Source organism: Chryseobacterium sp. CY350 (assembly GCF_027945075.1).
In the GTDB taxonomy this organism is placed as follows: domain Bacteria; phylum Bacteroidota; class Bacteroidia; order Flavobacteriales; family Weeksellaceae; genus Chryseobacterium.
In genome coordinates this window covers 254,777-273,200 of record NZ_CP116034.1, presented here as the reverse complement: position 1 = coordinate 273,200, position 18,424 = coordinate 254,777, and the positions used below count along the sequence as shown (strand labels likewise).

The following is an 18,424-nucleotide window of genomic DNA, read 5'->3' as shown; positions in this document are numbered from 1 at the left end:
ATTGCAAATTCGAATAGGTAAAATAATTTGGCTACGCTCAATCTTTATTCCATTTTTAACGGAAAACACACTGCACCTTGTCAATACTTTTTGGTTCATAAAAGATAAATTCAGTCTCAAAAAACGATCAAAATTCAATAATAATGGAAACTATCCGTAAAAAAATCTATGATTCAAGAAGATTATTTGAGATTAATATTGAAATAATAGATTGGGACTTAAAACCACGTCATTGAATGCAGAAATGGCGAGGGCATTAGAAATACGGGTTTATTGAACTCACTATTTACGAACTGCAGTATTATAAACAGTATATTAGCTGTGAATTTTCATTGAATTGCACCTCAAATGTAGATTGGAAAGTAGACGAAGAGTTGTTTCCTAAAGAACTATATAATCTGCACATTGAAGAAATAAAAATTTACGCTGACTTTATTAGTAATTATATATCAGCATTAAGAGGAAAAAGCTTGGACTTTGTTTTTAAAATAACTTTTGCAGGTTTTCATATACTCGATAGCTACAGAAAAGCATACTTATGGAAGAGCACTACGGGTAAATGATTTGAATATATGCTGTAACGCTCCTGATGCAGGATTATTTATTTGTTTAATATTAATATTCATTCTAAATCTTCAATCAAAATTTGATAGTTCTTCGGTTATGGGTTCAACACGTGAGATTAACTTTTAGAAAATACATATTAATTTCAGTTATTTACATCAAGAAAGACAGCGGATAATCAAGAAAAAAGATATTTTACCAAACGTTAGGTAATTAATAATCTTTTTGTATATTTGCAGTATGAGACCACAGAAAATTTTAGATGTAGATATGATAGCCGGACTTACCAAAGTTTTTAGAGATAAAGGCTATGAAGGAGCGAGTTTAAATGAGTTAGCGGAAGTAACCGGATTAAAAAAAGCAAGTCTGTACCATCGATTTCCAAATGGAAAACAGGAGATGGCAGAATGTGTATTGACCAATATAGATGAGTGGGTTGATGATCATATTTTTTTTCCTCTATTGGACGAAAGCAAATCAACAGAACTAAGATTAAGAGAAGCTCTGAAAAATATTGAAATTCTTTATGATAGTGGAAAAGAAACTTGCGTTCTAAGAGCTTTTTCTATGCACAGCGGATTGTCATTATTTGCGCAACAGGTCAAATCCGGTATGGATAAATGGATTGCTGCTTTTAGCATCTTCGGTGTTGCCATAAAATTATCTTCCACGCAATCTCAACAAAATGCTATTCAGACCTTAATAGAATTGCAAGGCAGTCTCATTGTGACAAAAGGTTTAGCTGATACCAGTATTTTTAAAAATACTTTAAAAAATATTGAAAATCGATATTCAACAGAATAAAAAAATTTTAATTATTAAATTAACAAACGTTCGGTAAATTATGACACAATTACATCCACTCCCACCTTTTAACGAAGAGACAGCGATACAAAAAATTCAAAAGGCAGAAGATGCCTGGAACAGCAAAGACCCAATTCAAATTTCAAAAGCATATACTCTTGATACAGAATGGCGCAATCGAGATCAATTTATCAACGGAAGAAAAGAAGTACAGGATTTTCTTGCTGACAAATGGAAAAATGAATTGGATTATAAACTTAAAAAACAGCTATGGACATTTAACGACAATCGTATCGCTGTACGATTTGAGTACGAATATCGTGACAAAAATGGTCAATGGTATAGAGCTTACGGAAACGAAAACTGGGAATTTGATGAAAATGGATTCATGAAAAAAAGGTTCGCAAGCATTAATGATTTAAAAATTGAAGAGACAGAACGTAGGTTATAAAAAAACGGAATATGAAAAAAACAATGCTACTACTAATTATCTTATTCACATTATTTGGATGTAAAAGCCAGACAGTTAATAAAACTAACGATAAATCAAAAAATATGACACACAACCACTCCACATTATTTAAAACCATTAATGTTGACGGAATCAACATTGCTTACAGAGAGGCTGGAAATCCGAAAAACCCCACAATAGTGCTGTTACATGGCTTTCCCTCATCTTCACATCAATACCGGAAAGTTTTGTCGCAATTATCTGATGACTTTCACTTGATCGCACCGGACTATCCCTCATTTGGAGACAGCGATTTTCCATTGGCAAGTGAATATAAATACACTTTTGATAATATTGCAAAAACAATAGACGCCTTTTTAGAAAAGAAAAAAGTTGACTCTTATGCATTAATGATACAAGATTATGGAGCACCTATTGGTTTCAGGATAGCTACAGCTCATCCGGAAAGGGTTACGGCAATAATTAATCAAAACGGCAACGCCTATTTAGAAGGTCTGGGTGACGCTTGGGCTGGAATCAGAGCACTTTGGAAAGACCGAAACCCTGAAACCGAAAAAGCCATACTGCCATCCTTTTCATTAGACGGTTTGAAATGGCAATACACACACGGAACAAGAAATATTGAAACAATAAATCCAGACACTTGGCATTTAGATTATTTAAGACTTTCAAGACCAAATGCACATCAAGTGAATATGGATCTGTTTTATGATTATCAAAACAACTTAAAACTTTACCCAAAATGGCAACGGTACCTAAGAGACAATCAGCCGCCTTTATTGATAGTTTGGGGTAAAAACGATGCGTTTTTTCCTGAGAGCGGAGCAGCTGCTTTCAAAAAAGATGTAAAGGAAATTGACTATAATATTTATGATACAGGACATTTTGCATTAGAAGAAGATGGAGATGAAATTATAAAAAAAATTAGAATATTTATGACGAAATTTGGTCGTTAATTATTGGAGATCGTACAGCGAAATATTTGTATACACAATTCGTTGATAACTTTATAAAATTAAAAAATGAACTGGAACAATGAAATAACGGAGATTCTTAAAATTAAATACCCGCTAATACAAGCTCCGGTGTTTGGTGTTACCACAGCTGATATGGTAATATCTGCTTCTAATATGGGGTGCCTTGGACCATTGTCTTTAGCTGATATCAGTTCAGATAAAGCCGTTGAAACTAATAGATAAAGTTAAAAACGATACTGACCAAACTTTCGCTGTAAATATTTTTGTGTATGAATTACCTGAAATTGATCGAAAATTAAAAGAAAATTATACGAGAGTTAAAAACATCGTAGAGAATCTTGCAAATCATCATCAGTTAGAAGTTAAACTTCCAGAGATAGAAGAACTTACCTTCAATGGATATCATGATCTAATTGATGTTGTTATTTCTAAAGGGTGTAAGATCTTAAGCTTTACTTTCGGACTGCCCGACAAAGTAAGCATACAGTAATTGAAAGAGAATAACGTCATTCTTATCGGTACATGCACAACTTTGGAGGAAGCGATTTTGCACGAGAAATCCGGTATTGATATTATTTGTTTTCAAGGCTCAGAAACAGGTGGACACAGGGAAAACTTCTTATCTGAAATACCAACTGACGATTTGGGTATTTCACTCCTGTCAGAGGTGGCATCCGCAGTTTCGGTTCCCATTATTTATGCTGGTGGTATTTATTCAGGACAAGATATGATAAGGTTGAAAAACCATGGTGTTCAAGGTTAGCAGGTAGGAAGTCTCATAATATGCTCCCGGGAAAGTGCTTTAACCAAATCCGAAAAAAACAGGCTCAAAACTTTAAGTGATGATGATATTGTTCTCACTAAAAGCTTTTCAGGAAGATATGCAACGGAATTAAAAATACTTTTACTCAATCTCTTGATGAAACGCCGAATATTCTTCCGTTCCCTATTCAAAATAAGATAACTGCCGAATTGAAAAAAGTGGCAAAAGCTCATAATAATATAGAGTTTGTTAATATTTGGACAGGTAAAACTGCAAAAAATTTAAGTGAGTTGTCTACTCAAAATATTTTACAGATTTTAATCAATGAAGCTGAAAGTTTATCAAAATAAAAAAATTAAACATTTATGCCATTCGTAAGCCTTGATATTATTAAAGAAGATCTGATAAGAACTTGACCAACTTGCAGATGTAATTCAGGGAGTATTGATCGAAACCTTTGCCGCTCCAGAACTTGACTGCTACCAGATTATCCACGAGAACAAGAGAGGTTTGATAAAAGCTTTTGACATAGATGTTGGCTATACACGTACTCAAAAAATAACAATTATTCAGATTACACACCAGGGACATAACAGGGTACAAAAGATAAAAATATACTCATTGATGAGTCAAAAGCTCGAGAAAATTGGCATTCCATCAACAGACCTTATTATTTCCCTTACAGCAAACACAAAAGAAAATTGGTCATTTGGGCTTGTAAAGCACAATTCTTAACAGGTGAGCTTTAAATCGTTTTCTTTTATATATTCGTAAAGGTCTATACCACAAGTCTATTTTTATACTTCTATATTTCATCATGAAAAATTCAAGTTATATTAATTGAATTGACACAGCATTTGCTATTGAAACTTCATCAGCACAATCCTGATGTAACTATAAAAATATTTAAGTGTACACACAATTAGAAAAATATCTTACAACTAGTACTGAAATTGACGGTGAGACAGTTTCATATATCTCGTCCTATTTCAAAACAAAAAAAACCAAACGGAATGAATTCCTGTTGAGAGAAGGTGAAATTTGCAAACATTTCTATTTTGTCAATAAAGGCTGTATAAGGCTTTTCAATATTAATAAGGACGGAGAAGAAGGCACAAGATATTTTCATTTTGAGGATGCTTTTGGAACCGCTTTACCAAGTCTTATCAATCAAAAACCATCGTATGAATGTATGCAGACTATTGAACCTTCGGAGTTGCTGGTCATCAACCGCGACGACTACTTTCATTTGGTCGATACGGTTCCGCAGTTCGCTTTCGTTTACAGACAAATTCTGGAATCAGCATATCTTAAGTCTCAGGAACGTATATACTGTTTTCAAAGTTTAGAAGCCATAGAAAAAGTTCGTTGGGTTATGACAAATCAATCAAAATGGTTGACAAGACTATCAAACAAAATGGTTGCCTCGTATTTGGGGCTCACACCTCAGACATTAAGCAGATTAAAATCAAAGCTGTAAAAATGTGAACATAGGACAATGTTTACAAAAAATACTCTGGTCATCTTTGCGCTTTAACAAACAATAAAAATTTTCAAACATGATTTTAGTAACGACGCCGACAGGCAACACAGGCTCAATGATTTTGCAACAATTAGTAGAGCAAGAACAGCAGGTCAGAATTTTTGTCAGAGATCCTGAAAAAATATCAGCTGCCGTTTTAGAGAAAGTAGAAGTTGCCGCGGGATCACTCTTGAATGAATCTGAATTTACAGAAGCATTACAAGGATGCGACACGCTTTATTTCTGTGTGCCTCAGAGCAACACACAAGAAAACGTAAATGCCTACTATGAAAACTTCGCCAACGTGGCTTTAAATGCAATTATAAATGCAGGTACACGAAGAGTTGTCTATTTGTCAAGCGGTGGAAAAGAAAGCAATTTGCAGGCAGGACTTATCACAGCACTGCACAAAGCGGAAGATATAATCAATCAGTCAGGTGCATCAGTGAGAGCATTGCGCTGTCCTATATTTTACGAAAGTATTTTGTATCAAACCGCTTCATTAAAAGAAACTGGAATGTTCTTTTTGCCCATTGACGGAAATTACAAAATGCCACAAGTCGCGGTAAAAGACATTTCCAAGAAAGCTGTGGAATTTCTTATTGATAAAACCTGGACAGGTGTAGAAGGATACGCTATTCAGGGTCCTGAAAATATCAGCTATAACGACATTGCCTATCAACTCAGTGAATTGATAGGCAAACCGATACGTTTTCAGCAGGTTTCAAATGAGGACTATATTAAAACACTGTTGCGACAACACCATACTTCGGAAGCATTTGCAGTCTCTTTAACTGAAATGCTGACGGCAATTGGTAATGGCCTTTACGATACTGAGCCACGAACAAATTACACATCAACAACAATTAAAGAGTGGATGAGAGAAAATGTAGTTGATAAAATAAAGTAAGGCTGAATACAAAAGAAAACTGCAAATGGCATTGATAACTTAACTTTTCATTTATCCTCTTTTGAATATTTTATCTATTTTTGAGAACCGACAGACGACAGTTTTAAATATTAAATTTTAATTATTGCAGAAATTCTGTTCTGTTCACTTATCATCATTTAAGAAATCAAAAGAGGATAAATATAAAAAACACGGCGAATATGATAAAAGTATGTATTGCAGGCGGCACCGGCTGGGCAGGTTCTGAATTGAGCAAAGGCGTTTTTATGCACCCTAATATGGAATTGGTTAGTGCAATTTCAAGAAAACATAAAGGAGAAAATTTAGGTACTGTTCTTAATTTAGCTTCAGCAGACATTCCAATTTTTGGTGATATCGAAACGGCATTAAAAGAAGTAGATTTTGACGTACTGGTAGAATATACAAAGCCAGACATTGCAATGAAGAACGTGATCTCTTCTCTTAAAAGAGGTAAAAATGTGGTTATCGGAACCTCCGGGCTTACCGATGAAGACTATTCAGAAATTGAAAAAACAGCAGACGAAAACAACACTTCTGTTTTGGCTGTTGGAAACTTTGCTATAACGGTCGTTTTGCTACAAAAGTTTTCCGAAATTGCAGCAAAATATATCCCAAACTTTGAGATTATAGATTACGCCCACGAAGACAAAACAGATGCACCAAGTGGAACCGCAAGAGAATTGGCTTACCGACTTTCAAAAGTTCAGAAACCCAATCAATATGTTACTGAAGAAGATCTGATTGGCGAGAAGGCCAGTCGCGGTGCAAAACTTAATGAAGTTCAGGTGCATTCCGTCAGGCTTCCGGGTCACGTAATTTCCATCGAAACAATCTTCGGATTAAAAGATGAAAAGTTGTCCATTCGTCACGATTCAGGATCAAGTGCAGAACCTTATGTAAAAGGCGGACTTTTGGCAATTGAAAAAGTGGGAACCTTCAACGGATTAAGAAGAGGACTTGACAGTGTAATGGAATTTTAAACAAGTGCACTGGGATTTGAGCATTCCGTAAATTTGATAAAAAATTGCAATGATAGAACCATTTTCGGCACATATTTCTGAAGAAATTCTTGACGATTTGAAGACAAGAATCAGAAACACCCGTTGGACAGATGAGATAAGGAATTCTGATTGGCATTATGGGACGAGTCAATCCTTTTTAAAAGATTTATGCCATTACTGGCTTAACAATTTTGACTGGAGGAAAGTGGAGGCAGAAATAAATTCTTTTCCAAATTTTATCGGTACCATTGATGATCACGAAATTCATTTTATACTTGTAAAGGGAAAAGGTGAAAATTGTATTCCACTAATTGTTACGCATGGTTGGCCAGGCTCATTTATTGAAATGATAAAACTGATTCCTATGTTAACCGAAGATAAAGATCTCTCTTTTGATCTGGTCATTCCCTCCATAATTGGTTTTGGATATTCCGGCGCAAGTACTGTTGACGGATGCAACTCTGAGTTTATTGCTGATCTTTGGCGGAAATTAATGCTGGAATTGGGATACAAAAGATTTGGAGCTCAAGGAGGTGATATTGGATCAGGGATTAGCACGTGGCTGGCTTTGAAGTTTCCCGAAAACATAATCGGCCTGCATGTGAATTACATTTCAAGTTCTTACAAACCTTATATGAAAGAAGGGAAACAAATTACTTCTGAAGTGTTGGAATTTCAAAAATTTGTTAAGATTTGGTCTTCCAGAGAAGGTGCCTATTCCAATATTCAAAGTACGAAACCTCAAACTTTGGCTTACGGATTAAACGATTCGCCTGTGGGATTGTGTGCCTGGATTATGGAAAAATTCAATGCCTGGAGCGATAATGATTGTAATATTTATAATGTTTTTTCAAAAGACGAACTACTGGCGAACGTAACCTTGTATTGGATTACGAAAAGTATCCATTCATCGATGCGGATATACAGTGAAAACAGCAAACATCCATTACAATTTGGAGAAAACGACTTTATAAAAGTTCCTGTCGGTTTCGCAAAATTTCCAAAAGAACTGCCTACTCCGCCACGTTCCTATATTGAGGAAAGTTTTAATATTACTCATTGGACGGAAATGCCGTCGGGAGGACATTTTGCAGCAATGGAACAACCAAAATTATTAGCCTATGACATTAAAAATTTTTTCAAAAGTTTGATATAATCGAGAAATAAATTCAACAGTTGAATTTATCATAAAATCATAATATGGACAGTACAACTGAAGCTCAACAAATCTACAATCAATTATATCACAGTTCAAAACACCTTGTACGGGCTGGAGAAATTGATATTGACCAAAATTTGTCTGATCAAAAAAATGATCATCGGCGTGGTCTAAGTATTATTCTTCGTCCTGATCGCAATACGGCAAATCAAATGGAAAAATTTCAAGACGAAATGCAAAAGCTCGACAGTAGACAATACTATCAGCCCAAAACAGACCTGCATATTACTTTACTATCGATCATTACAGCATATGATGGTTTCAAATCGGAACAAATTGATATCGACCATTATTCAAATATCATCAGCGACGCTTTAAAAAACCAAAAAAAATTTTCGATATCATTACAGGGCGTTACCTGTTCCACAGGTGCTGTCATGATACAAGGATTTGATGAGAGTGGGAACTTGCAAGCCATGAGGGAAAATATCCAACAGGCTTTTAAAAACTTTAAGATCAAAGATTCTTTAGATTCGAGATACCCATTAAAAACAGCACATTTTACGGTAGCCAGGTTTATGCAACCTCTTACGAATCCGCAATCATATTATGAAATCATAGAGAAATACAGAGATCATTATTTTGGATCCTTTGAGGTTGCAGAATTTGATTTTGTCTATCATGACTGGTATCAAAGTATTGACAAACTTCAAATTCTAAAAAAATTAAAACTGCATTAAATCAATTTGATTTTACCTGCGATATACAAATCCACATTCATCAATTCAATACAGAAGCGAGTAATTCAGAACTTATTTTCTTGTGAATACCCCCCTTTAATAACATCCTGACATAGCAGACTTTTTGCCGACGATTTACAGCATCCTCCAGCAAATCCTTTATAACACCTTCTAATGATGATAGTCTTTATTATTAAAGTTGTTACTATTAACTTTATGATATTGTAAGGAATATGATCTCATAGCTATTTATAAGAATGCTAGCTCATTGCAAATACTATTTTTACTTTCTGATTTTTCTGCTAATTATCCCGGTAACAAAACATATTACAATGCCGGGAACTACTGCGTAAATTGGTAACCAAACGAAAAGCAAGCCGCTCGTAGATGATTTTGAAGCAAGATTATTGATGTCAAAATACCACATAATTTGTGCTGTTAGTGGAAATACCAACAGTGTCAATACGGCCAAAATATAACAGATAAAAGCTGCTGTATTAGAACCATTTATTTTCTTAAAAACTGTCAGTTGAAAAATGTAAAACACAGCGATTGGTAGCAAATGATATAAGGCAAAATAATTAAATCCCAAGACTAGAAAAGCCACTACAGCGCATGCTAGACATAGGATAAGTGCGGTACTATTTTTCATTATCAAATATAAGTATTTATTTTATGATCTAATATTCAATCAATCTTAAATTCAAGCTTTACGTGACAACTTCTAATGATCTTGATCAATGATTTATTATTAATTGTAAAAGATTCTACAACTTTACAGTAGAGGTAACAGTTTCTGTTTTGCAAACTGTTCAAAGCTTGTGGACGTTGAAACTTCCGGCGTGCGTGGAGTAGCATAAGCGCCATTTGGATCTCCCAAAGCATTGTGAAGATCGACTAATTCCTGTAGTACTTTATCTGTAATACCCAAAGTCTTAAGTTGAGCTTTTAGTTCATCAAAAGACTGCTGTACATACTCTATAGGTTTATTTGTCAGCGTTGTCAGTCGCGCCGCCGCATCCTTCAATGTAATATTCTCAGGACCCATCAGATTCAGTTTCCAATGACCTGCCCAGGTTTCATCCAGCAAGTAATGAGCCGCTGCATCACCGATATCATCTGTACTGATAAATGGAATGTCGTGATCACCGTCGAAAGGGAAGCTGAATTTGCCATCTTTCATTATGCTTTTTGCCTGTTGTACAAAATTTTCCATAAAATATCCCGGCCTTAATGCTAGTATGTTGGTGCTGAGTTTGTCAAAAGCGACTTCCATAGCTCCACAGTAGCTCACGGTTGCAAGATTGGGAGTCGTCGACGCCCCGAGAGATGAGATGAGAACTACTTTCTTAATTTTATTTGCATTCACCGCTGCAATACCGGCATCGGTAACTTGATGGTACCATTCTTCCAGACTTGTTGTGTTTAAAACCGGTGGAACAAGAATGAATAATGCATCTACACCTTTTGTGGCTTCAATCATCTGCTCCCTGTTGCTGAGATCTGCAACTGCCGGAGTTGAATTGCTGATATTTAATTGTGTCAATCTTTCAAGATTTTGGCCAAGCAAAACCGTTTCTGCGCCTTGTAGTGATATCTGCTGTGCTACTCTTTTGCCTAGATTTCCTGTTGCGGCGGCAACTGCTATTTTCTTCATAATCTCATTTTATTGGTTGATCTATGATACGATGCGCTTCTTCTTTTGCCATCAATGATTGCAAAACCGGCAGGACATTCCAATACTCTTTGTAAAAACTGAACTTTCCATTTTCCAGTTTAAAATTGACGACGTAATTTTGCTTGTAGACTGCGCCTGAGTGTGGCACTGTAGTTTCACCATGAAATTCTCCCCAATACCAATCCGCTTCGTGTAAGGCATCCACTTTAATACCGGTGAACAAGATATCGGGCATTTGTCCCAGCATATTATCGAGATGTTTTCGATAGTCATCTTTCGTCAGTTGATAAGGAAGACCCATTTCCTTTGCGTATGGATACTCAATTGTTGATTCTAAATTGAATAATTTCAATACCGTCTCTGTATCCTGATTAAATGCGCGCAGCAAATCATTCAGAATTTTATAACCTTCTGTTTTTTCCATTTAAATCTCTTTATTAATAACAAAGCTATGATCAATTATATATATTTGCAAGAAGGCACCTTAAAGTGCTGTAAGCACCTAAAAGTTAGAAATGGACCCAATCAACATCAGTCAAACAAAAAAAGATGATAATTATTTTAAATTGCAGCAGGCATTGCATTTAAAATCCAACTTGGATGAAAGTTGTATTCTTAATCAGTCATTAACCTTGATTGCGAATAAATGGACTTTGCTTGTTTTAATGGCATTGATGCAGGGAACCAAGCGCAACAGTGAACTGCAAAAGCAAATTGATGGGATATCTCCTAAGATGCTCACCCAGACTCTGAAAATTTTGATCGGCTATGGGATGGTCACACGAAAAGCATTTCCAGTAGTTCCGCCAAAAGTAGAATACCAATTGACTGAATTTGGTAAAAGCACAGCAGATCCTCTAATGGCTCTTCTTGAGTGGTCTTCCAAATGGGAGCCTCAACTGACAAAATTATACAAAGAAAGTCTTTGAAAAGTTACCTTATATCGTTTAAAATTTTTAAGAAGCCGATTTGAAAACCGGCTTCTTAAATTTACATCAACATTAAAATTACGGAATCATTATCGGATTTTGTACCTCAAATTCCTGTTCTGCTATAAATTGATTTCCATACATATCGGTAGCTCTTACCTCTACTTTATGCTTTCCTTAAACCATTTTATTGGAATTATAGCTCGAAATCTCTCGTATAGTGATGCGATTTAAACTGGATGATGACTGAAGAATTTAAACCGAAAAGCGTTCGGCATCAATCTCCACGCTTGCTAAATCAATATCAACTCCAGTTTAGGAGTTCTATTATATTTCCGTCAGGATCCGAAATATAAATAAACTTAAACACAGCCATATTATCAAAATGATGTTCGCTTAGCTCTCCAATCTTCGAAGCTCCATTCGCTAATGCTAATGCTAAAAGTCCGGCAATGTCCTCTACCTGGAATGCAATATGTCCAAATCCTTTTTGATTAGCTATGCGTCTTTCAGCATTTATCATTTCTGAATACTGATAGATCTCGAGTGTTGGTCCATTATCGCCATAGCCGGGTAAACGTAATTGCATCCCTTGTATATCAGCATTTACAACACCGGTGCCTTTGTCAAGCCACTCTCCTTGATAAGTTCGTATAGGTGGAACTGGTATGCAATTAAATACAATTTCATAAAACTTTGCAAGTTTCTTCCAATCCTTCGTTATTATGTTGGTGTGAGCGTACTTTATTTTTATCATAAAATTTGACTATATTGTTCGAAACGTTATTAATGGTAACACTTTTTCAATTTATTATTTCCTGGAGTGATAAAATCTTTTGTTCTTAAGCTATACAAAAGTATAATTTTGTTTTCGAATCTCTGCAACATATAATTCAAACAGTTTGGACTGAACTTTCGAAAGAAATTGAAAATGTAGATGAAATTACATTAGGAACTTGGGTAAAAAATAGATCTATTGACAGGGGATGGAACATTGGTTTTTAAGAAATCATCCCTAATTATCTCAAAAATAATGATCTTTCAAAGAACTGACTTAAAAACCGAACTTTCGGCCGTGGACAGAAAAATACAGCTAACGATAACTTCAGACAATGAATTATCAGCTGAAACGGCAGAAAAAAAATCATCAATTTCTAATTTCTCAGCCTTAAAATAAATCGATGGAATTTTTTTTTGAGTTTAAAACTAAAATCCTGTAACTTTTAGTACGTTTGCAACTGTCATTATAAAGATTACACATCAATTCAGAATGTTATACTTAATTTACTTTTTTGAAGAATAAACTCATTACAATAAAAACAATAATATAATCGCATGAAATTTCTTATTTTTCTTTCGTTATTTATAACATCTACCCTATACGCTCAGAGCAACAGATTCTCTGACCGTGATTTATTTGACTTAGCTAAAGTTTGGGGGTTTATCAAATATTATCATCCGGCAGCTTCACAGGGAAAAATAGATTGGGATGACGCTCTTCTTAAATCTTTGTGCAATCCAAATAAATCTTCCACCGATGAAATAATCACCAGCTGGCTTGATCAGGCAGACCAAAGCTTATCTGATCAGATTGCTATGAGAAAATCGGAATGTGACAGCATTACCCTCCGTAACTATGATGATTCGTGGATCAATAAATTAAATCCTGCTAACAGAAAACGCTTGCTGGATCTGACAGCTCAACCCAAAAATGTAGGATCATTCTACTCCAATCCTGTTGAAAACAGCATTCGTTTCAACAGTACCAATGAAAAAACATACACCCAGTTTTCGGCAGATATTAAAATGCTGGAACTCTTCAGAATCTGGAATGCGATCGAATATTTTTATCCCTACAAATATCTTCTGGATGAAAAATGGGATCATGTTCTACAAAAGTACATTCCTCTATTCAAAAAAATAAAGACAGAAACAGACTACAAATCTGCGGTGATGCAGCTTGCTGCTGAAATTCAGGACAGCCATGTTGAAATAAAGAAAACTTTACAGTACGATGTAGTCGGAAAATTCTCTGCTCCGTTTATTTTTCAGATCGCCGACGGCAAAGTTGTCATCACCGGAATTAAAGATGAGGCAAAGATGATGAACGCCAACCTTGAAGTTGGTGATCTCATTACCAAGATCAATGGAAAATCTGTGTTAGAATCGCTTAATATTAATTCCAAATATTTTGCATATTCCAATGAAGCAGTAAAATTACGTGAGGCTTATAGCTATCTTTTCAGCAGCAATGACCCGAATTCAGTAATAGAAGGTGTTAAAAAGAATGGAAAGGCTTTCAAAACGGTGATGGAAAGGACTGAGCGAATCTTTCAAAACGAATGGGACAAAGACGGCATACCCAATTATCAGTTGTTTTACAAAAACAAAACCTACACCTACCTCACTTATAATGAGAAAGAGAGCCGTCTAAATCCAACTTATCCTCTTGATGACAAAGTGTATTTTGAGTTTGCCTCTTTAAAAGCAACAGAAATTCCTTCATTAATGGAAAAGTATCAAGATACCAGAGGAATGGTTTTCGACCTCCGCGGCTATAATAATGACGGCTCATTAATAAAGATCTTCGACTATCTTCTGAGTAAACCAGAGCATTTCGGGATTATGACGCAAGCAGATTTCAGCCAGCCGGGCAAATTCTGCTTTGTTGATAATATCATTGACAAATCCTACAAATTTGCGGGCAGGAATAATCCCAATGCCTACAAAGGTCAGGTTGTTGTTTTAATCAACGAGTACACACAGAGTGCAGCTGAACTTTGGGCAATGATATTTAAAAAGGTTCCCAACGTCATCTTTGTAGGAAGTCAGACTGCAGGGGCTGACGGGAATAAGACCTCAATTAAAATGACCGATGGAAATGAAATTATTTTTTCAGGACTGGGCATTTATTATCCAAATGGCGATGAAACCCAGCGAATCGGTATTCAACCAGACATTGTCGTGCACCTCACCGTTGAGAGCATCAGAAATAATCACGATCTGCTTTTGCTGAAAGCTTTTGAACTTATTGATCAAAAGAAATAAATTTAGTACACCGTTTATATTTTGGAGTTTTATTTTTCAGACGGATTCTTATATTTGTAATGAACTAATGATCAATGAACAAAAAAAACTCCACAAACAAAATCTCAAGCCATTACATCGCCGGCCAATACAGAACTGATGAAATAAAATCTTCTTCAATTGAGGGCGGTAAGTGTGTAGTGGTCTAGAATAATAACTGTAAATGTTATTCATATCATCATAGGAAAATTCAAATTATAAAATCTTTTCTGCAAACTTAAAAGCAGAAAGTATTTTCAGCTTTTTAAAAAAAATTACCGAGTCTATCATCAGTATTACAATACAGCGAAAAACATGGAGCCTTTCTTCCGAAAGTGCAATTGGGGAAAATAAAAATTTTAAAAACGGCACTGATATTTTCGAAGCTGTTAGAAAAGAAAAGTTTAAAAATCTACATAAAAGAAAAGATGAACTGCTTAAATCAATCGAGGAAATTTAAGCTTACATCTTACTTTCTAAAAAGAAAATAATCAAATTCCGACATAAAGGCAAGAAACTGGAGTAAACGTGAAGCTATAACTAAAGCTCAAATATTGGCTAATTATAATTTGGCAAGGGAAAGGAGCACTACTTACAAGCCTTTGATTAAATTCAGTAACACAGTCCGGAATGTAATTTTGTACTATTAGTTTAGTTACCTTTACATATAAAACTAATACTATGAATTTAGATCAACACATTACATTGACTTGCGAAAACGGTCAAATTAATAAAACGGATTTCGTTAAAGTTCAGGACGAAATAAATAAAAAGAACTTCATGGATATGGAGGATTTCGAAAATCTTTTAAAATTAGGTTTTCCAATAGATTTGGAATTAAAAAAATTAAAAGATGTTGAGACAGTTTTGGAGATTCGAAAAATTGTTAATGATAAAAAAGTTTCTGCTCGAAATTTTGTTGCCATAATTCAAAGCAATGTTTTCAATGATTGGATTAAAACTAAATATTCATTGAAGTAATGAACCGAAACAAAATAATTTACCACTTAAAATTCCATGAGCCGTTGGAAGGTAAAGCTAATTTCTTTTTCAGCTCGATTACGGCTATTTACAATACTTTCACCGCTGAACAAGTTGGAGCAGCCAGACCAGCAAAGTCTTAATTCCGGTGATGAATATAAAACGAAGCTTTGTGTAGTAAAAAAACACGAGCTTTCGATTGATAGGTGATTATTAAATCAGTATTAGTTTTTACAAATTTACAGATACTATGCAATATATACTTTCAATTTATTCAATCCTACATGAAAATAAGTATCTTTGATATACTAAACTACCATAAAAACTTATTATCATGATTAAAAAAGACGATATCGTTAAATTAAAATCTGGCGGACCAAAAATGACGGTTAGAGAGCCTGAAAATGGACTCTGGGTCTGCACTTGGTTTGTTGGTGATAAAATGAAGCAGGGACTGTTTTCTACTGAACAACTTCAAGTTGAAGCTTGAATAAAGCCTCTTAACCGGGGCTTAATTTATTATCATGAAACAATGATTTCAGGATTACTACTTTAATTCTTGGAACTAAGTATATTATAATTTAGTTATATGAAGCCTGTTATTTTTGATAGAATTCACTATCAACATACAACTTGAAGGTGAATTAAGAATTACGAGCTAATTTAACTTCAGCAACTTACAAAATCGTAAATGGTATCACCATTATTCTTATCGATTAAAACAAGCTCATTTGAAAATATCTTATTGATGTAATTAAAATAGGTATATCCTTCTATAAGGAAATTTTTAGTTTTTATTCTTTTGAAAGTCTTTTTTCCTACTTGCAACTTGAAGTAAAAACAAAAAACAGGGTGAAAAAAATATAATCACTATGGATCATCATGTATGTAATTTTCGTTTATTTATATGTAATCTTTTTCAAAACAATTGACCTCTCATCAGCGCCTAACTGTATGCCTGTCAAGATTTTTAAGAAAAAGTTAAAGCACTATATTTTTCACTGATTTTTAATTCTGAAATAGATTAAATTGGTTCATAACAAAACTGCCAGCAGAAATTCTGCTGACAGTTTTTTGAAAGTAAAAAGTAAATTAATATCCTTCGTTCTGAACCAGATAGCCCGGTACGCTTGACGCTCCATCTATGGCAGACTGAGGAATTGGGAACAGTCTTTTTCTTACATCAGCATTCGTTTTAGATGTATAAGCATCTTCATAATGACTAAATCTGATCATATCTGTTCTTCTGGAATATTCCCAGTAAAACTCAAAACCTCTTTCTCTGTACAACGTATTTAAAGTAATAGAAGTTAAAGGTTGCGGAGTTACTGCAGGTCTTGCCGTTCTTGCTGCTCTTACGAAATTAACATCCAACAGAGCTGCTGCCGCATTTCCTTTTCTGAGTTGAGCTTCAGCTCTCAACAGATAGATATCTGCCAAACGTAAAAGTACAATATCTGCATTTCCTCTGTTTCTTCCTGTATCAGAAGTCCTGCTGAACTGATATTTTGAAACCCTGTACCCATCTGTATAATCTTTATTATTCGGATTTTCCAGATCAATATCCAAGGTATGATTCACGTAACTTACAAAACCATTTCTCTGTTCTATGATCGGATAGATTTTATACTGTCCGTTTACCGTTTGAAAAGGCTGTCCGTTCGAAGCATTTCTCAATCCCCACTGAATTCCTCTCTGAATTCCTCTATTGATTTCATAAGTTGTACCATTTACCAGGAAATAATGATTAGCATCATTTGCAGGCGTTACTCCTGTTAAATTCTGTTTATCTGCAGGAACCGTAAAGTTTTCTTTATAAAATCTTGCGTCAGCCTGTGCAGGATCTGTACTTCCGTATGCCTGAACCCAGGTTTGGTAAAAATCAGATGTAATTGCAGGACCATCTGTTCCGTTTGCTTTGGGGAAAGCGGCCAGTGGATATTGACTTCCTGACAAAGACCAATACCCCAATCTGTTGTGTGAAGTATTAAGGTCCTGACGCTGATCAATCGCAAAAATCAATTCTTTATTTGAATGGTTGTTATCATCAAAAATCGCAAAGTATTCCGGAGATAATGTAAATAAACCTGAATTAATTACCTTATTCGTATATTCTATTACCTTATCCATCTCCGTTGCAGAGAAAACCGGCGTTCCGTAAGGATTTCTATAGACTCCTGCATTCAGGTAAAGCTGTGCTAAGAAACCATTTACTGAAGCCTGAGACATTCTTCCCGGACCTTTAGAATTGTCAAGCACATTTACTGCTGCAAGAAATTCGCTTTCGATATAAGCAACGGCTTCCTGCCTTCTTAATATCTCCGAATTTTGACCGCTGTTATCTTTTTTAAATGCAATCCCCCAATAATCAAGCATCAACATATTATAATAAGCTCTCAAAGCACGCATTTCAGCAACTCCTCGTGCCGCGTTCGCATCTGTTGCCGCTAAAGGCTGAAGTTTTTCAATGGCCGTCACCGTTCTCGAAACCATCAATCTCATGGCATCCCAAGTTTGTGATACCACAACATTTGTAGTTGTGGTTGTATGTTGGTGAAGCTCGATATATTTACCTCCGTCATACCAATCATTTCCACTTCCTCTTGGTGGAAGAATCGCCTGATCTGAACTGATCAACTGAAGACCGTAATTTTTGGTATGGGTAAATGCATCTGGAAGCGGGCCGTAAGCAGCAGCAATAAAAGATTCTACAGGCGTGGCAGTTATTGCCTCCAATGATTCATCGATGACCTGTTCGTCAAGGTTTGTACATCCTACTGCAACAAGAGTACTTAAACTAAGTATTGAGATTAAAAATTTATTTTTCATTTTTTATT

General features: G+C 35.1%; 21 protein-coding genes. 17 read left to right on the top strand and 4 right to left on the bottom strand.

Translation table 11 applies throughout. The annotated features are described in order from the left end of the window. Positions 1-804: 804 nt before the first annotated feature. The 13 genes from PGH12_RS01195 to PGH12_RS01140 all read left to right on the top strand — a co-directional run bounded on the left by PGH12_RS01195 (position 805) and on the right by PGH12_RS01140 (position 8,933). Positions 805-1,368 (top strand): TetR/AcrR family transcriptional regulator, encoded by a 564-nt coding sequence (locus PGH12_RS01195; RefSeq protein ID WP_267597792.1) that lies wholly within the window; start codon positions 805-807, stop codon positions 1,366-1,368. A 40-nt stretch (positions 1,369-1,408) separates the two neighbouring features. Continuing rightward, positions 1,409-1,819 carry a nuclear transport factor 2 family protein gene (locus PGH12_RS01190; protein WP_267597793.1) on the top strand — a complete coding sequence of 137 codons (411 nt, stop codon included), beginning with the start codon at positions 1,409-1,411 and terminating at the stop codon, positions 1,817-1,819. Positions 1,820-1,923: 104 nt separating this feature from the next. Continuing rightward, on the top strand, positions 1,924-2,796 hold the full coding sequence (locus PGH12_RS01185; protein WP_267597794.1) for an alpha/beta fold hydrolase: 873 nt from the start codon (positions 1,924-1,926) through the stop codon (positions 2,794-2,796). 66 nt (positions 2,797-2,862) lie between these two features. Then, positions 2,863-3,039 (top strand): hypothetical protein, encoded by a 177-nt coding sequence (locus PGH12_RS01180; RefSeq protein ID WP_267609677.1) that lies wholly within the window; start codon positions 2,863-2,865, stop codon positions 3,037-3,039. After that, positions 3,023-3,307, top strand: a complete 285-nt coding sequence (locus PGH12_RS01175; RefSeq protein WP_267597795.1) for a nitronate monooxygenase family protein — start codon at positions 3,023-3,025, stop codon at positions 3,305-3,307. The genes PGH12_RS01180 and PGH12_RS01175 overlap by 17 nt, the downstream gene beginning before the upstream one ends. After that, a complete protein-coding gene (locus PGH12_RS01170; RefSeq protein ID WP_267597796.1) occupies positions 3,308-3,580 on the top strand; it encodes a nitronate monooxygenase in 273 nt (90 codons plus the stop codon). It abuts the gene before it with no gap. Positions 3,581-3,798: 218 nt separating this feature from the next. Continuing rightward, positions 3,799-3,930 carry a hypothetical protein gene (locus PGH12_RS01165; protein ID WP_267597797.1) on the top strand — a complete coding sequence of 44 codons (132 nt, stop codon included), beginning with the start codon at positions 3,799-3,801 and terminating at the stop codon, positions 3,928-3,930. A gap of 94 nt (positions 3,931-4,024) precedes the next feature. Further along, complete coding sequence (locus PGH12_RS19075; RefSeq protein WP_420710263.1) at positions 4,025-4,315, top strand: tautomerase family protein; 291 nt, start codon at positions 4,025-4,027, stop codon at positions 4,313-4,315. Between the two features lie 175 nt (positions 4,316-4,490). Beyond that, positions 4,491-5,060, top strand: a complete 570-nt coding sequence (locus PGH12_RS01160; RefSeq protein ID WP_267597798.1) for a Crp/Fnr family transcriptional regulator — start codon at positions 4,491-4,493, stop codon at positions 5,058-5,060. Between the two features lie 79 nt (positions 5,061-5,139). Further along, positions 5,140-6,012, top strand: coding sequence for an NmrA family NAD(P)-binding protein (locus PGH12_RS01155; RefSeq protein ID WP_267597799.1), 873 nt, complete (start codon positions 5,140-5,142; stop codon positions 6,010-6,012). A gap of 200 nt (positions 6,013-6,212) precedes the next feature. Beyond that, a complete protein-coding gene (gene dapB / locus PGH12_RS01150; protein WP_267597800.1) occupies positions 6,213-7,013 on the top strand; it encodes a 4-hydroxy-tetrahydrodipicolinate reductase in 801 nt (266 codons plus the stop codon). Positions 7,014-7,062: 49 nt separating this feature from the next. Continuing rightward, positions 7,063-8,190, top strand: a complete 1,128-nt coding sequence (locus PGH12_RS01145) for an epoxide hydrolase family protein (protein ID WP_267597801.1) — start codon at positions 7,063-7,065, stop codon at positions 8,188-8,190. A 44-nt stretch (positions 8,191-8,234) separates the two neighbouring features. Beyond that, entirely contained in the window at positions 8,235-8,933 is a 699-nt protein-coding gene (locus PGH12_RS01140; protein WP_267597802.1) for a 2'-5' RNA ligase family protein, read from the top strand. A gap of 775 nt (positions 8,934-9,708) precedes the next feature. Here PGH12_RS01140 and PGH12_RS01135 read toward each other — a convergent pair. Beyond that, positions 9,709-10,590 carry an NmrA family NAD(P)-binding protein gene (locus tag PGH12_RS01135; RefSeq protein WP_267597803.1) on the bottom strand — a complete coding sequence of 294 codons (882 nt, stop codon included), beginning with the start codon at positions 10,588-10,590 and terminating at the stop codon, positions 9,709-9,711. A 4-nt stretch (positions 10,591-10,594) separates the two neighbouring features. Then, positions 10,595-11,035, bottom strand: a complete 441-nt coding sequence (locus PGH12_RS01130) for a nuclear transport factor 2 family protein (RefSeq protein WP_267597804.1) — start codon at positions 11,033-11,035, stop codon at positions 10,595-10,597. A 91-nt stretch (positions 11,036-11,126) separates the two neighbouring features. Here PGH12_RS01130 and PGH12_RS01125 point away from each other — a divergent pair, with 91 nt between their 5' ends. Next, positions 11,127-11,540: a winged helix-turn-helix transcriptional regulator gene (locus tag PGH12_RS01125; protein WP_267597805.1), complete on the top strand. Its 414-nt coding sequence runs from the start codon at positions 11,127-11,129 to the stop codon at positions 11,538-11,540. Between the two features lie 304 nt (positions 11,541-11,844). Here PGH12_RS01125 and PGH12_RS01120 read toward each other — a convergent pair whose 3' ends face one another. Next, positions 11,845-12,297, bottom strand: a complete 453-nt coding sequence (locus tag PGH12_RS01120; RefSeq protein WP_267597806.1) for a VOC family protein — start codon at positions 12,295-12,297, stop codon at positions 11,845-11,847. Between the two features lie 578 nt (positions 12,298-12,875). Here PGH12_RS01120 and PGH12_RS01115 point away from each other — a divergent pair. The 3 genes from PGH12_RS01115 to PGH12_RS01105 all read left to right on the top strand — a co-directional run bounded on the left by PGH12_RS01115 (position 12,876) and on the right by PGH12_RS01105 (position 16,077). Further along, on the top strand, positions 12,876-14,588 hold the full coding sequence (locus tag PGH12_RS01115; protein WP_267597807.1) for a S41 family peptidase: 1,713 nt from the start codon (positions 12,876-12,878) through the stop codon (positions 14,586-14,588). Between the two features lie 699 nt (positions 14,589-15,287). Continuing rightward, positions 15,288-15,587 (top strand): hypothetical protein, encoded by a 300-nt coding sequence (locus tag PGH12_RS01110; protein WP_267597808.1) that lies wholly within the window; start codon positions 15,288-15,290, stop codon positions 15,585-15,587. 334 nt (positions 15,588-15,921) lie between these two features. Further along, the gene (locus tag PGH12_RS01105) at positions 15,922-16,077 is read left to right on the top strand and encodes a DUF2158 domain-containing protein (RefSeq protein ID WP_267597810.1); all 156 of its coding nucleotides are present in this window, start codon (positions 15,922-15,924) and stop codon (positions 16,075-16,077) included. Between the two features lie 602 nt (positions 16,078-16,679). Here the strand turns inward: PGH12_RS01105 and PGH12_RS01100 are convergent. Then, positions 16,680-18,416, bottom strand: coding sequence for a RagB/SusD family nutrient uptake outer membrane protein (locus tag PGH12_RS01100; RefSeq protein ID WP_267597811.1), 1,737 nt, complete (start codon positions 18,414-18,416; stop codon positions 16,680-16,682). Positions 18,417-18,424 lie beyond the last annotated feature (8 nt).